The organism is Paenibacillus sp. Dod16, from assembly GCF_049893405.1.
In the GTDB taxonomy this organism is placed as follows: Bacteria; Bacillota; Bacilli; order Paenibacillales; family Paenibacillaceae; genus Paenibacillus_AQ.
The window spans coordinates 24180-39134 of the sequence record NZ_JBNDYG010000057.1 but is presented as its reverse complement, the minus strand read 5'-3'; the positions used below and the strand labels follow the sequence as shown (position 1 = coordinate 39134).

General features: G+C 51.4%; 11 protein-coding genes. 10 read left to right on the top strand and 1 reads right to left on the bottom strand.

The window, feature by feature from the left end; genetic code table 11:
• Positions 1–245: 245 nt before the first annotated feature.
• The 4 genes from ACPV3A_RS31885 (at position 246) to ACPV3A_RS31870 (ending at position 5541) form a co-directional block, all read left to right on the top strand.
• Positions 246–1145: an ABC transporter permease gene (locus ACPV3A_RS31885; protein ID WP_028404878.1), complete on the top strand. Its 900-nt coding sequence runs from the start codon at positions 246–248 to the stop codon at positions 1143–1145.
• A gap of 13 nt (positions 1146–1158) precedes the next feature.
• Positions 1159–2079: a carbohydrate ABC transporter permease gene (locus ACPV3A_RS31880; RefSeq protein ID WP_213615349.1), complete on the top strand. Its 921-nt coding sequence runs from the start codon at positions 1159–1161 to the stop codon at positions 2077–2079.
• A gap of 104 nt (positions 2080–2183) precedes the next feature.
• Positions 2184–3968 carry a sensor histidine kinase gene (locus tag ACPV3A_RS31875; RefSeq protein ID WP_426203747.1) on the top strand — a complete coding sequence of 595 codons (1785 nt, stop codon included), beginning with the start codon at positions 2184–2186 and terminating at the stop codon, positions 3966–3968.
• Entirely contained in the window at positions 3904–5541 is a 1638-nt protein-coding gene (locus tag ACPV3A_RS31870) for a response regulator transcription factor (RefSeq protein WP_426203741.1), read from the top strand. The genes ACPV3A_RS31875 and ACPV3A_RS31870 overlap by 65 nt, the downstream gene beginning before the upstream one ends.
• A 74-nt stretch (positions 5542–5615) precedes the next feature.
• Here the strand turns inward: ACPV3A_RS31870 and ACPV3A_RS31865 are convergent, their stop codons facing one another.
• Positions 5616–6311 carry a response regulator transcription factor gene (locus ACPV3A_RS31865; RefSeq protein ID WP_007130197.1) on the bottom strand — a complete coding sequence of 232 codons (696 nt, stop codon included), beginning with the start codon at positions 6309–6311 and terminating at the stop codon, positions 5616–5618.
• A 295-nt stretch (positions 6312–6606) separates the two neighbouring features.
• On the opposite strand from ACPV3A_RS31865, the gene ACPV3A_RS31860 reads away from it, so the two are divergent.
• The 6 genes from ACPV3A_RS31860 (at position 6607) to ACPV3A_RS31835 (ending at position 14952) form a co-directional block, all read left to right on the top strand.
• Positions 6607–8004: an ABC transporter substrate-binding protein gene (locus ACPV3A_RS31860; protein WP_426203738.1), complete on the top strand. Its 1398-nt coding sequence runs from the start codon at positions 6607–6609 to the stop codon at positions 8002–8004.
• Positions 8005–8101: 97 nt separating this feature from the next.
• Complete coding sequence (locus ACPV3A_RS31855; protein WP_426203736.1) at positions 8102–10993, top strand: extracellular solute-binding protein; 2892 nt, start codon at positions 8102–8104, stop codon at positions 10991–10993.
• Between the two features lie 20 nt (positions 10994–11013).
• Complete coding sequence (locus tag ACPV3A_RS31850) at positions 11014–11973, top strand: carbohydrate ABC transporter permease (protein WP_426203734.1); 960 nt, start codon at positions 11014–11016, stop codon at positions 11971–11973.
• A 14-nt stretch (positions 11974–11987) separates the two neighbouring features.
• Positions 11988–12851 carry a carbohydrate ABC transporter permease gene (locus ACPV3A_RS31845; protein ID WP_181469880.1) on the top strand — a complete coding sequence of 288 codons (864 nt, stop codon included), beginning with the start codon at positions 11988–11990 and terminating at the stop codon, positions 12849–12851.
• A 17-nt stretch (positions 12852–12868) separates the two neighbouring features.
• On the top strand, positions 12869–14329 hold the full coding sequence (locus ACPV3A_RS31840) for an NHL repeat-containing protein (protein WP_028404885.1): 1461 nt from the start codon (positions 12869–12871) through the stop codon (positions 14327–14329).
• Positions 14326–14952 (top strand): Yip1 family protein, encoded by a 627-nt coding sequence (locus ACPV3A_RS31835; RefSeq protein WP_007130191.1) that lies wholly within the window; start codon positions 14326–14328, stop codon positions 14950–14952. The genes ACPV3A_RS31840 and ACPV3A_RS31835 overlap by 4 nt, the downstream gene beginning before the upstream one ends.
• Positions 14953–14955: the final 3 nt, after the last annotated feature.

Sequence of the window (14955 nt, the reverse complement as noted above, 5' to 3'; positions counted from 1 at the left end):
CGACGATGGTTGAGCGCAAGACGACGCTCGAAAAAATGCAAAACGAGGTTTTCGTCAAGATTATTTTAGGCGAATCCATCGACACCTTCGACCAGTTCGTAGAGGATTGGAAAAAGCTCGGCGGGGATCAAATCACGCAAGAAGTCAACGAGTGGTACGAACAGGCGAAGCGATAATCCGGGCCGGAGGGAGAACCTTGTCGTTACTCCCTCCGAACCTGTTACCTACGAATTGGAGGTTCACGAATGAAAGCGAAATGGCGAAGAGAGCTGCCGCTCCATGTGATGATATTGCCGGGATTGATTCTAATCGTTTTATTTTCGTACATTCCGATGGCCGGCATCACGATCGCCTTTCAGAGGTTTATCCCTGCCAAAGGCCTCTTCGGCGATCAGCAATGGGTCGGATGGGACAATTTCGAGTATGTGATGAGCCTGCCGAATTTTACGCAGGTTTTGTGGAATACGCTGTTTATTTCGAGCTTCAAGCTCATTTTGGGGCTCATTGTTCCAATCGTGTTCGCCGTTCTGTTGAACGAACTCAAAAACAATGTGATCAAGCGATCGGTCCAAACGGCCATTTACTTGCCTTATTTCCTGTCCTGGGTCGTGCTTGGCGGCATCCTGATCGATATCCTCTCCCCGTCGGGAGGCATCGTCAACGGATTTCTCGGCCTGCTGGGCATCCCCAAGATCTTTTTCCTGGGCGATAACGAATGGTTTCCATTCACGCTCATTGCTTCCGACGTGTGGAAAAACTTCGGGTACGGCACGATCGTGTACTTGGCTGCGATTACCGGAATTGATCCGGGGTTATACGAAGCGGCAACGATCGACGGGGCGAACCGCTGGCGGAAAATATGGCATATCACGATTCCGGGCATGCGCATGGTAATCGTCCTGTTGTCGGTGTTAAGCCTGGGACAGCTGCTGAATGCCGGCTTCGATCAGGTGTTTAATTTATACAGCCCGCAAGTGTACGAAAGCGGGGACATTCTGGATACGTTCGTTTATCGGATCGGTTTGCTTGATGCCCAGTACGGGGTGGCGACGGCGGTCGGATTTTTTAAATCGGTCATATCGCTCACGCTGATATCGGGCTCCTACTTTTTGGCTTATCGGTTTGCGAAATACCGGATATTTTAAGGGGGGGGAAACGATGCAGCAACGAGTGGTGCCATCTTCGGCTGAAGGGGGCCGTATCCGGCAAAAAAGGCGGTTTGAGTGGTTTTCCCTGATCAATGCCATTTTCTTGATTTTGATCTCGCTGATTTGCGTTCTTCCTTTGATTCACATCATTGCGGTTTCCTTTAGTTCCAGCGCGGCGGCTTCGGCGGGATATGTGAAGCTGTGGCCTGTCGACGTGACGCTGGCTTCCTACATGTATACGGCAAGCCGCCACGAGTTCTGGGATTCGATGCTGGTGTCGCTCACGAGGATCGGCTTGGGCACTCCGCTTAATTTGCTGCTGACCGTGTTGATTGCCTACCCGCTATCGAAAGAGACACGTTCTTTTCGGCTTCGGAGCGCGTACGCTTGGATCTTTTTCATCACGATGCTGTTTAATGGCGGCCTGATTCCTTGGTATTCAACGATAAAAGAATACGGCATGCTGGATACGATATGGGCATTGATTTTGCCGAGCGCGGTTCCCGTGTTCAGCGTCGTTCTGCTGCTTAATTTTTTCAGGGAAATTCCGAAGGAGCTTGAAGAGGCGGCGCTCATCGACGGAGCAAGCCACTGGCGGACCATGTGGTCGATTTTTGTCCCGATATCCAAGCCTGCGCTTGCCACGCTTGCTTTGTTTTCCATGGTTGAGCACTGGAACAGCTGGTTCGACGGACTGTTGCTGATGGGAGACCCGTCCAATTATCCGCTGCAAAGCTATATTCAAACGATCGTAATCCAGCAAAACCTGTCGAATATGTCGAGGGACGATATGCTGAACCTGGCGCTGATCTCCGATCGGACGCTGAAATCGTCGCAGATCTTTCTCGGCTCGCTTCCGATTATTTTGGCATACCCGTTCTTGCAGAAATATTTCGTAAAGGGCATCGTTCTCGGAAGCGTGAAGGGCTAAGGGCTAAGGACACAGCGCAAGTCGATGTTGCCCGCCATAAGTCTGGCTGCCCTGACGAGATGTAGGCTATAATCGAATAAAAAATGCTGGGGGCAATGCCATTGATGTTCCGACGGGACTTTTCACTGCGCAATACGATATTTCTCCGGTTGATCGTGACGTTTCTGCTCATTATGGTGCCGATTCTGTTATTTGCCGTGTATCTTTACCATTGGAACGTGCAAACGGCCAGCTCCGACATTACCAAGACGGCAGCGGCGCAATCCGAATTCTACCTGACCGATCTGGAAAACGAAATCGAACGCATGAAAATGCTGCAGTACAGCCTGCTGGAGGATGAAAACCTGAATGAACTAGTCCTGACCTGGGAGACGATGGCGACGATCGCCCGTACCGAGAACATGAATTCGTTGATCAAGCGGCTGTATACTGTTCAGAACAGCAGCATGTATATCAAGGATGTCAGTGTTCATATCGCGGCTATCGGCCGCACGATTTCAGCCGGAGATGGGGTGCGTGAATTTAGGCCCGAACGCTTCCGGGAAATCCGTTCCGTCTTTGGCAGCGGCTCTCAGCTCATTGAATGGAACGGAGGCTTGTTCCTTGGCGCCATGAAACAGCGGGGTATCAAAGGGGCAGAGCCGCTGTTCACGGTCGAGATCGAGCTGGACGAGCAGCGGCTGCAGGAAGCGCTCGCCCAATTCAATACGTACCCCGGCAGCGGAACGCTGCTCCTGTCGGACAGAGCCAAGGTTGCCGTCGCGAACGGGACAGGGGAGCTGGCTAACGTTAGCCTCCCCCTTTTCCTGCGGGAAATCCCGGCGCTCCTGGAGGACACTCCTTCGCGGCTGACCGTAAACGGGAACCGATACTATGCCGTGCAGGCCCACTCGCCGGAGCTAGCGCTGTCGATCTATCGTTTCATTCCCGAGAAGGTCGTACAGAAGCCGCTGAGCAAGTTCTACAAATGGGCATGGGGATTTGCCGCAGCGGCGCTGGGGATATTTGGCGTTTTTGCGCTGTCTACCTATAAGTTCATCCACAAACCTATGCTGGCTTTAGTTAAAGGCTTCAGAAGGATCGAGCACGGGGATCTGAGCATCCATATCGCCCATGAATCCAAGGACGAGTTCAGGTACTTATACGGCAGGTTTAACCAGATGGTGGACAATTTGCGCTCTTTGATCGATCAAGTCTACAAGCAGAAAATCATGACGCAGCGGGCGGAGCTGAAGCAGCTGCAATCGCAAATCAACCCGCACTTTTTATATAACAGCTTTTTTATCCTGAATACGATGGCCAAGACGGGAGATACGGAACGGATCGAACAATTTACGACGCTGCTCGGGGAGTATTTCGAATTCGTGACGAGGAATGCATCGGATTTGGTTGCATTGGAGCAGGAAGTTCATCATGCGAGAATGTATGCAGAAATTCAGGAGCTACGGTTTTCGAGAAGGATTCAGGTACGCTTTGATCCGCTGCCGGATGAGCTGCGGCCGCTTCCCGTGCCGCGGTTGATCGTTCAACCGATCATTGAAAACGCATTCAAGCACAGCCTAGAAAAAAAGACGAAGAATGGTTTGATTGTGGTGCGATTCGAAGGGGCGGACGGCCAGGCTCGCGTCATCGTGGAGGATAACGGAGACCGGTTGACGGACGAGGCGCTGGAGCAGATCCGGAAGTCCTTGTATGAGGAACAGGACCAGGCCGAAACGACAGGGATGGTGAACATTCATCGCCGGATCCGCATCACATTCGGGGAGGATGCCGGATTACGGACAGAACGTAGCGAGCTTGGGGGGCTTGCCGTAACAATACTTCTTGGCGGACGACGAAGAAATTATCACCGATGGGCTGGCGGATATTTTCGGAAAATTGAACCTTGACCTGGACATCTACAAAGCCTATTCGGGGCAAGAGGCGCTGGAACTGTTGAACCGGACGCGGGTCGATGTCGTACTATCCGATATCTGCATGCCAGGCATGGACGGCCTGGAGCTGATGGAAACGATACGTCTCAATTGGCCGCAGTGCAAAATCGTGTTCCTGACAGGGCATAACGACTTCAATTATGTCTATCAAGCGATTCAAGCGCCGGACGTGCAATACGTGCTCAAAAACGAAGGCTACCCGAAATTGATCGCGGCCGTCGAGCGAGCGCTCAAGGAACTGGAAGAGACGCTGCGGGCGAATGATCTGATCCGGCGGTCGAAAGAGCAGCTGGATACGCTGGAGACGCTTGCCCACGGGGACTATTTTCGAAATTTGTTATTCCACGACGTGCTCTTCGAACGGGAATTGGAGGAAGACTTCAGGCGCCTGCAAATTCCGCTGGATGCGTCCATGCCGATTCTGATCGGGCTGGGCAGCGTAACGTCTGGCGGGTCCGCGGGAAGATCCCCCACGTATGTCGACCGTCGGGAGACGGCGCTTGCGGTTAAGTTTCTGGCAGAGGCTTTCCTGGCAGAGCGGACGAGCAGCATCGGTTTCATCGATCGATACGGGGATCTGATCTGGCTCATCCAGCCCAAGCGGTGGAGCGGATCGGAATGGACGGACGCTTTCGCACAGACGGTCATGTTTCTGGAGGGAACGTTTGAGCTGATTCAGCAATCCTGCCTGGAATCGCTTGAGGCGTCGGTAGCCGTGACACTATGCGGTGAGGCATTCGCCTGGGAAGGACTGCCTGCCATATACGATAAAATGAGACGGTACCAGCATGATCGGACCGGTGACGGAACGCGGATGGTCCAGAAGGTGTTTCCGAGCGAGGAAGCCGCGCCGTCCGCTACGATTCTTAACAGATCCTTGCGCGATAAGTTCGAGACGCTGGCCGTCCATTTGGAAGCCGGCAGAAGAGAGGAGTTCATGGGGCTGTTCGATGACTTGACCGAACCGGCAGCTTACGAACTCGAGCGGGGGGATCCCAATATGACGGAGCTTTGCTATACGGTTGCGCTTGTACTTCTGTCTTACATCAATCGGTGGGAAATCCGTGAGATCGGTTCGTTCGGCCTGATGAAGCTGGAAGACTATCGTTCGTGGAGGGAAGCCTTCGGTTATTTGAAAGGCGTTGCTGACGTTTTGTTTTCACTCCGGAAAAGCGGAGAACAGAAGAGGGCTGCCGGCGTCATTGAAAAAATTTGTTCATTCATTGAACAAAACCTCAGCGAGGATCTGTCCCTTGTCAGGCTGGCGGATGAATTTCATTTCAATCCATCTTACTTATCAAGGCTGTTTAAGCAGGAAAGGGGCGTCAATTTATCGGATTATATGGACGAACTCAGGATTCGCAAAGCGAAGGAGCTTCTGAAGAGGGAAGAACTGAAGATAGCCGAGGTCGGTGGTTTGATCGGATACGAAATGCCGCAATCGTTTACCCGTTTTTTTAAAAAATGGACCGGCCTGACGCCGCAGGAATACCGAACCGTCAGGCTAAGCCGCGATGGAGCGCAATAAGTGCAGCGACCAGGCGTATGGCCAGGCAGCAGTCCTTGGATAACCCAAGGACTTATTTGCATTGGGCTGGCATATTAGGAGGCGACCATCTTCCGATATTCGTTCGCGCTTACGCCGGTATAGGATTTAAATCGCTTATAAAACCAGTCGATTTCGGTATAGCCCACCTCATTCGCAATTTCGTAAATCTTCAGATCCGTTTGCTCCAGCAGCATTTTCGCTCTTTCCATGCGCTGAATGAACAAATATTCGTTAAAGCTCATATTTTCATGGTTTTTGAACTTTTGGCCAAGATAGGAGCGGTTGAAATGGAATTTGCTTGAAATGTCTTTGAGCGTAATATTTTCGTGCAGCTTTTTCCCCACATATTCCTTGACCCTGTGAATGACGTCATCCTCAGTGCGGCGTTGGTTCGCGTTAACAGCAGCTACGCTTTTCACCAGTTCTTCAGCCGGCAACGTGCTGGGTACGTAATCGCTTACCTGCAGCTGCAGCGCTTTGCGGATGAAGGCAAATTCCATGGTATCCTCGACAACAATGATGGGCAAACGGCTTACCCTCCGGATCCGACCGCACAGCTCCAGCCCTTTCTTGGGGCTGCCGTTCATGTTGATAACCGCCAGTGAATAGCCGTTCTCCTCAATCCGATGCAGCGATGACTCAGAATCATCATCGCAGATTTCCATGTTCATCCCGCATTTGCCCCAATCCTGCAGGCGAAGCGCATCATCGGAGCAGCAGCCCAGATTGATATACAGTAATTTAGACATGATGACTCCCTCCCCATATATTGCGATAAGCGGAATATCCATTAAATTGGTTACGCTTACATTATGTTGTCCGGCGCCCCATTTCCACAATGTGCTTTTCTTTGCATTGCTAACCGTTCTTTACTTCTTGCAAAGCTTGGGTTGAAAAAGATCGGCGGACAAGCCGTTGCAGGAGACGGCCTTCTAGCGTTTCAGGGGTAGAATATCTCGATTTCCCCAGGTTGTTGCATGGAAATGTAAGCGCTAAACTTTGGATGAATCTGGACCAAACATCAAACGTTGAGGGGGATTAAAGATGCGTGTTCGCAAATTATTGGTTCTGTTATTAGGATTGGTTCTGCTGCTTGCAGCCTGCAGCGGAGGCTCGGGTAACCCAAGCAGCGGCACCCAAGAAACCGTGGAATCGGAGACGAATAGCGGCACTGAAAACGAGACGTCGAAGGAACCTGGCGAGACGGAAAACAGCGGAGGGGAGGAGGAGGAAGTTTACAGAACGCCGGAAATGGATTTCGATTTAGGCGGTAAGACGATTAAAGTCGTCTCTTGGTGGGATATGACGATTCCGGAGGATACCCCGGACAATATCCAGCGCAAGAAGAACCTTGAAGACCTGATGCAAAAGCATAATTTTAAAGTGGAGTACGTGGCCATCGACTACGGCGAGTACCAAGAGAAAGTTACCGCTTCCCTGCTCGCTGGCGAGCCGATCGGTGATATCGTTCGCCTTGGCAAAACCTATACGGTGCCTACCTTGGTTAAACAGGATCTGCTCTGGCCGATTGACGAATACACCAAAAATCCCGTTGCCTTTAACCAAAAGGTTACGAACGAATACTACACGTATGAAGGCAGGGGGTACGGATTCACCGAAAATCAAGCAAATCTGGTTCAAGGCATCTTTTACAATCGTACACTTATGAACCAGCTTGGCTTAAAGCCGCTTCAAGAGTACGTGAACGAAGATAACTGGAATTGGGAAACATTCATACAAGTGGCTAAAGAAGCCAACAAAGATACGAACAACGATGGCAAGCTGGACACTTGGGGGCTAGCAAACTCCTCGCTTATGGATCATGCCTTGTATTCCAACAATACGGGTCTGACCAAAGAAGATAAGCAAAATCTCGATGATCCTGCAACACTGGATGCACTTAATTTCATTTCCCGTATTGCTACCGAGAAAATAGCAAGACCGACCGAGGGCGGCGACTGGACGGAGCCGGGCCAATTTTTCCGTCAAGGCAATACATTAATGTACGCAGGTGCCCTCCATGAGATGAGCGGCATGCAGACGGATATGCCGGATTACGACATCGGTTTCGTACCTTTTCCAAAAGGGCCGAATGCAACAAAGTACCACTCTGCCGAAGCACTCTTCCAGGCGCTTACCATTCCGAAAGCAGTCGAAAATCCGGAACAGCTGCTTTATATCTGGGAGAAAATCAACGACATTGATTCCGTATACGACTATCCGGACCAAGCCTCGTACGAAACGTTATTTTCGAGCGAAGACGACTTGAATAACGCCAAAATGGTGGCGCCAAACATGATGATTCTTGACCACAATACATTCCCGAATTTGAAGTACTACGATTTCGTCGGCGAGCTGAATGAGGGGATATCCGTTTCCACCGTTGTTGAGAAATACAAGTCAACGTTCCAAGCAGCTATCGACGAAGTATATGGTAAGTAACCTTGAACATTAGCCGAAGAACCGATCGTCCCTGCGCAGCGCATTGCTGCGGCAGGGACTGTCATTGGATGGATTAACCGTATGGGAGGGAGAGAAATTGAACACCAGGAAGAAGCGTTTCGGTAGCGCCATACTTGTCATCGTCCTATTTTTTTTGTCTCTATGGGCCTTCTACCCTTCGAAATCGACAAACCAAGGCTTCGTTCAAGCGATCTCCGACTTTGAAGCGGTCATTGAAACGGAAGGGCAGGACGGGTACAGCCAGTATTTAGACGCCCATGCATCGGCCAGCCGCCCGGACCGCATCGTCCGCATCGAAGGCGAGTCCTTTGTATCAGCCTCCGGGGAGGGATTCGAGATCGCGGAGAAATTAAACGGCTCCGAAGGGAAATCCGTGATCACGCCAGAGGCAGGCTCCATCTCATGGGACGTGAACGTGGAAGAACCGGGCTTATACCATGTCCGGATCCGATATTATCCGATTGAAGGGAAGAGCTCGGCGATCGAAAGGCAATTCTCTATCAATGACAAGGTGCCCTTCAAGGGAGCGGATATCGTGCTATTCGACAGAGTATGGGGAAACCGGGACGAGGAAATCAGGCAGGATAACCGCGGAAACGATCTGCGGCCAAGGCAGATCGAGCAGCCTTCCTGGCAGCTTGCGCCGCTCTCCGATCGGTACGGCTACTATGATGAGCCGTATTCCTTTTATTTTGACAAGGGCAAGCAGAAGCTTATGCTAACGTCCTTGCGGGAGCCAATGGCCATTGATTATATCGAGCTGTACCAGGATCATGCCTTGAAAACATACGAGGAGCTGGCGAATGAATATGAGTCCGGGGGCTTGGAACCGACCCGGGATCAGTACATTCTGATTCAGGCGGAGGATGCCAAGCGGAAATCGTCGCCGACCTTGTATCCTACATCCGACAGATCCAGCCCGACCGTTGAGCCGTACGACGTTTCCAAAATCAGAATCAACACCATCGGAGGCGTTAACTGGAAGCTGCCGGGGCAATGGATCGAATGGGAGTTCGAGGTGGAAGAAGACGGTTTGTACCAAATCGCCTTGAAGCAGAAGCAGGACCAGCTCCGGGGCGTATTTGCCACACGTAGCCTTATGATCGACGGGGAGTTTCCCTTTGAGGAAATGAAACGAATCCGCTTTCATTATGACCGCGATTGGCAAATGAACGTGCTGGGCGAGGAAGAACCTTATTTATTCCATTTCACCAAAGGGACGCATCGGATCCGAATGATGGTGTCTCTCGGGGAGATCGCGCCGCTCTTGCAGACGATTGAATCCAGCGTGCTGGAACTGAACGAAATGTACCGCAAAATACTAATGATCACCTCCAATACGCCGGATCCGTTCCGGGATTATCAATTGGAGAAGCGGATTCCGGATATGGTGGAGGTGTTCACCGAGCAGGCCGAAATCATTCAAAGCGTGGCCGATTATCTGGAAGAAGCGACAGGCGAGCGAAGCGACAAGGTGGCCGTTCTGCATTCAATGGTGCACCAGCTGAACGAGCTCGCCGAAAATCCCGAAACCGTCGCCAAACGCTTGGACACGTATAAGGTGAACGTGGGCGGTCTCGGAACCTGGATGCTGCAGATTAAAGAGCAGCCCATCTCGCTTGATTATCTGATCGTTCATTCGCCGGATCGCAAGCTGCCCAAACCGGACGCGTCGTTTTTCGAGGTCGCGGGCCATGAGTTAGGCGCTTACGCAGCTTCGTATACGGAAGATTATGACACCATCGGAAACGCCGGCGATGAAGAAGATGCCATTACCGTGTGGATAACGACCGGACGCGATCAGGCGCAAGTACTGAAAGCATTGATCGACGACACGTTTACGCCTGAGTCGGGTATTCCGGTGCATCTCCGGCTTGTTCCGGGAAACATCCTTCTGCCAGCCACGCTTGCCGGTGAAGGTCCGGATGTCGCCATGCAAATCGGCGAGGACGTGCCGGTCAACTACGCGATGAGGGGGGCTGCAGCCGATTTAACGAAATTCGATGATTTCGAAGAGGTGGTCACCCGATTCCGCGACAGCGGGCTGGAGCCTTACAAATATAACGGCGGGGTGTACGCCTTGCCTGAACAGCAGACCTTCCCGATGTTGTTCTATCGCAAGGATATTTTGGAGGAACTTGGCTTGAAGCCGCCCGCAACCTGGCAAGAAATCTATGACATGATTTCCGTGCTTCAGAAGCACAACATGCAATTTTATTTGCCGCTGGAAGCCACCAACGCAAGCCTGGTTCCGAATGCGACGTTCGCCATGCTGCTGTACCAGAACGGCGGGCAGTTTTATCGCGATAACGATACGAAGAGTGCACTCGACTCGGATATCTCCATGGAGGCATTCAAGAAGTGGACGCAGTTCTATACCAGCTACAAGTTCCCGCTGCAAGCGGATTTCCCGAACCGTTTCCGGACCGGGGAAATGCCGATCGGGATTGCGGATTACACGACGTACAACATGCTGACGGTCATGGCCCCCGAGATTAAGGGGCTGTGGGATTTCACGATTGTGCCGGGGACTGAACGCGAGGACGGCACCGTGAACCACGAAGTTGCCAGCCATACGACCGCCGTCATGCTGCTTCAAAATTCGAAGAGCAAAGCGGCCGCTTGGGAATTTCTAAAGTGGTGGACCGACAAGGAGACGCAAATTGCGTATGGCCGAGAGATGGAAGGTTTGATGGGAGAGGCTGCCCGCTATCCGACGGCCAACATCGAAGCGCTGGAGGAGCTGCCATGGCCGGTGAAGGATTATCGGAATTTGGATAACCAATGGCGGTGGGTACGAGGTATTCCGCAGGTGCCCGGAGGATATTTCACAGGCCGGCATTTGGATAATGCTTTCAGGAAAGTGGTAAATGCCAGCGAAAATCCGCGCGAAGCCTTATCCGATTATATTTTGTACATTAACGATGAAATCGAGATCAAGCGGAAGGAGTTCAATTTGCCATATTAACAGGGGAGGTGCGGTAGTCAATGCAAGGAGAACCAGTAATTCAAACCGTAAAGAGCCCCAAAGCGAATGTGCAGAAGAACAGCCGTTGGGTCTCTTTCCTAAAAGAGTTGAAGCGAAGCAAGCACTATTATTTGCTGATGAGTCCGTATATGATTATTTTCTTTCTGTTTACGGTCATTCCGGTGGTCTTTTCCTTTGCCCTAAGTTTCTTCTATTTCAACATGCTGGAATTTCCGAGATTCGTCGGTTGGCAAAATTATTCGAGGCTGTTTCTGAATGATGATATCTTTATGATCGCCTTGAAGAATACGCTGATGTTCGCCGTCATTACCGGTCCCGTCAGTTATATCGCGTGTTTTGTATTCGCTTGGATCATTAATGAATTGTCGCCCAAAGTGCGGGCGTTCATGACGTTGGTCTTTTATGCGCCATCGATATCGGGCAACGTTTACTTCATTTGGCTCATCATCTTCTCAGGTGACAGCTATGGGTATTTAAACGGGTTTCTGATGAAGGCCGGCTTTATCCTAGAACCGATTCAATGGCTCCTGAATGAAAACTATATTCTATGGATCGTGATTATCGTACAGCTTTGGCTGAGCCTGGGCACCAGCTTTTTGGCGTTTATCGCCGGTCTGCAAACGATCGACAAGTCGTTGATCGAAGCGGGGGCGATGGACGGCATCAAGAATCGCTGGCAGGAGCTCTGGTATATTACGCTGCCGTCCATGAGGCCGCAGCTGATGTTCGGGGCCGTGATGCAGATCACAACCGCATTCGCGGTCGCGGATATCTCCATCGCGCTCGCCGGGTTTCCGAGCGTTAACTATGCGGCGCACACCATTGTCACCCATCTGATGGACTTCGGCACGATCCGCTTCGAACTCGGCTACGCATCGGCCATTGCGACGTTCCTGTTCTTGCTGATGGTCGGAACCAACAAATTAACGCAAAAAATGTTGAGAAGGATAGGTGAGTAACGTTGGCTGCGAAAATGATTCGATATTTCCGGCTGCCGAGAACGCTGAACCGTTCTTTGCCCGTTAGCATTTTGCTGTTTGCGCTGCTCGCCTTGTTCGGAGCCTTCATGGCATTGCCCTTGATTTACGCGGTGAACAACGCATTCAAACCGCTGGACGAATTGTTCATATTCCCTCCGCGGTTCTTCGTGAACAATCCGACGATGGATAATTTCCTGGATTTGATGGTGTTAATGGGGAATTCGTGGGTACCCTTATCGCGTTATTTCGCAAACACGCTGTTGATCACCATCATTGGCACGGCTGGACATATCCTGCTGGCGTCTGCAGCAGCCTATCCGCTGGCCAAATACCGGTTTCCCGGCTCAAGGGCGCTGTTTTCGATTGTGGTGCTCGCCTTGATGTTTTCGCCCCATGTTACGGCGATCCCCAACTATATGGTCATGTCTTGGCTGGGTTGGATCAATACGCATGCCTCCATCATCGTGCCTTCCTTGGCATTTCCGCTTGGGCTGTTTCTGATGAAGCAATTCATGGAGCAGATTCCCGATGCCCTGCTTGAGGCAGCCAAAATCGACGGGGCCAGCGAATATCGGATTTACTGGTCCATTGTGATGCCGAACGTGAAGCCTGCCTGGCTGACGCTAATGATTTTACAATTTCCGGCACTTTGGGGCAGCGATGGGGGCAGCTTCATTTACAGCGAGCATCTGAAGACGTTACATTTCGCGCTCGGACAGATCACGGAAGGCGGAATCGCAAGAGCCGGCGTCGGCGCGGCTGTTGCACTCCTCCTGATGATCGTTCCCATTACGCTCTTTATCATCTCCCAGAGCAGTGTCATGCAGACGATGGCCACTTCAGGGATGAAGGACTAGAAAGGAGGCATGTCAGATTGATGAACAGCTTGCGCAAACTGAAAACGCCTCTCCTCATCATGATCTGCTGCTTATTGGGGGTTGGGGCAGGAGCGGGGAACGTAAGCGCCGAGAGCGCCTCGGACTCCTATATTTATTCTTATTGGGGCGATGCTGCAGCAGCGCCGGCCGCTTATGTGGCGACTGAATTGATAAGCGGCTCGGATCTGGGGACGGGTGCTTTCCAAGAGCCGAGCGATCTTCACGTCACCGCCGACAATCGCGTATACGTGCTGGATTCCGGCAACAATCGGATCGTTGTGCTGGACCATGATCTTAAGCTGGTAACCACCGTGGATTCCTTCACAAGAAAGGGCGAGCCGGATACATTCCTACAACCGCAAGGAATCTTCGTGACCGATGACGGCGAGGTGCTCGTAGCGGACACTGGAAACAAACGGGTCGTTCACTTGGATTCGGATTTTCAACTGATCAAGATCATCGATTCGCCGGAGTCGGAGCTACTGCAGGATTCGTTTAAATTCGAACCCGTCCGGGTCGTCATGGACCATGCGCAGCGAACTTACGTCATGGCTGCCGGCGTGTTTGACGGGTTTATGGAATTCGATGCCGAAGGGGCGTTTACTACCTTCATCGGCGCGAATCGCGTTTATATCGATCCGATCGAATATTTCTGGAAGCAAATCTCGACCAAGGCGCAGCGCAGTCAGATGGTCATGTTTACGCCTACGGAGTTTACGAATCTGGATATTGACTCGGAAGGGTTCATCTATGCCACGAACGGGGACCAGTGGGGAAATAACATTAAGAAGCTTAATGCGCAAGGCAGCGATATTTTAAGAAGAACGGGGTATTCCGACCCGCAGGGCGACATTCTTTACCTCAGCAGCGAAGGTCCTTCTAAGCTGATCGACATCGATGTTACCGACAGCGAGATATACTCCATTCTCGATGGCAAGCGGGGGCGGGTGTTCACTTACAACGGGGACGGACATCTGATGTACGTATTCGGCGGGCTGGGGAACCAAATGGGCCAATTTCATACGCCGGCCGCCATCGACCGAATCGGCGAGGATTTTCTTGTATTGGATAAAGCGCTTGGCGAAATTACCGTCTTCCGAACGACCGAATACGGTCGAACGCTGAATGAAGCCGTCAAAAGCTACTATCGTGGCGAGGAAGAGACCGCTTTTGCGTTGTTTAATCGAACGATCGCCATGAATGCCAATCTGGAATTCGCCTATGCGGGGATCGGCAAAGCCTTGCTTCGTCAAGGCGATTATAAGGGTGCCATGATGCATTTCAAACGCAGCTTGGATCAGAAAAACTATTCGAAAGCATTCCTGCTATACCGCAAAGCGGTCATGAGGGAACATTTTCCGTTGATCATGACCATGCTGTTCTTGGCCGGAATCGGGATATTTGCCGCATCCAGGCTTCGGAAAGTGAAGGAACGAAGAAAGGGGGCTTCCGCATGAGCAGGGAATGGATTCGGTTTCCCCTAAATCTCATGGTTCATCCCTTTGAGGGCTATTGGGACCTGAAATACGATCGCAATCGAAAATTCACGTTGATCATCTCGTTTTGCGTATTGTTTCTGGTTGCCGTTACGAACATTTTGGGGAGCCAGTACAGCGGTTTTCTAGTCCATGTGTACAATCCCGAGAGCATGAACAGCGTCATGGAAATCGTATATGTGATCGTGCCGATCTTGTTCTGGTGCGTGGCTAACTGGTCGCTTACGACCTTGATGGACGGCGAAGGCAAATTCGTCGAAATTTTTACGTCGACCTGCTTCGCGCTCCTGCCGCTCGTGATCATACAGTTTCCATGGATCTGGCTCAGCAATCTCGTGTCGCTGCAAGAGACCGCATTCTATTATTTTTCCAACTCCGTTGCGGTTCTCTGGTTCGTTTATCTGCTGTTTGTCGGCAATATGACGGTGCATCAGTTTTCCCCGTCCAAAACGATCGGAATTATGATGCTCACCCTGGTCGCCATGGGGTTTATGGCTTTTATCAGTTTGCTGTTTTTCAGCTTGGTCCAACAGATCGTGGCCTTTATTTCCGTCATCTATCAAGAATTGGTCATGAGAACTTAAGGA

What these genes read in the sequence shown, in the direction of transcription:
- ACPV3A_RS31885 (WP_028404878.1), top strand. Translation starts at nt 246, where the DNA reads ATGAAAGCGAAATGGCGAAGAGAGCTGCCGCTCCATGTGATGATATTG.
- ACPV3A_RS31845 (WP_181469880.1), top strand. Translation starts at nt 11,988, where the DNA reads ATGATTCGATATTTCCGGCTGCCGAGAACGCTGAACCGTTCTTTGCCC.
- ACPV3A_RS31835 (WP_007130191.1), top strand. Translation starts at nt 14,326, where the DNA reads ATGAGCAGGGAATGGATTCGGTTTCCCCTAAATCTCATGGTTCATCCC.
- ACPV3A_RS31865 (WP_007130197.1), bottom strand. Translation starts at nt 6,311, where the DNA reads ATGTCTAAATTACTGTATATCAATCTGGGCTGCTGCTCCGATGATGCG.
- ACPV3A_RS31850 (WP_426203734.1), top strand. Translation starts at nt 11,014, where the DNA reads ATGCAAGGAGAACCAGTAATTCAAACCGTAAAGAGCCCCAAAGCGAAT.
- ACPV3A_RS31875 (WP_426203747.1), top strand. Translation starts at nt 2,184, where the DNA reads ATGTTCCGACGGGACTTTTCACTGCGCAATACGATATTTCTCCGGTTG.
- ACPV3A_RS31860 (WP_426203738.1), top strand. Translation starts at nt 6,607, where the DNA reads ATGCGTGTTCGCAAATTATTGGTTCTGTTATTAGGATTGGTTCTGCTG.
- ACPV3A_RS31880 (WP_213615349.1), top strand. Translation starts at nt 1,159, where the DNA reads ATGCAGCAACGAGTGGTGCCATCTTCGGCTGAAGGGGGCCGTATCCGG.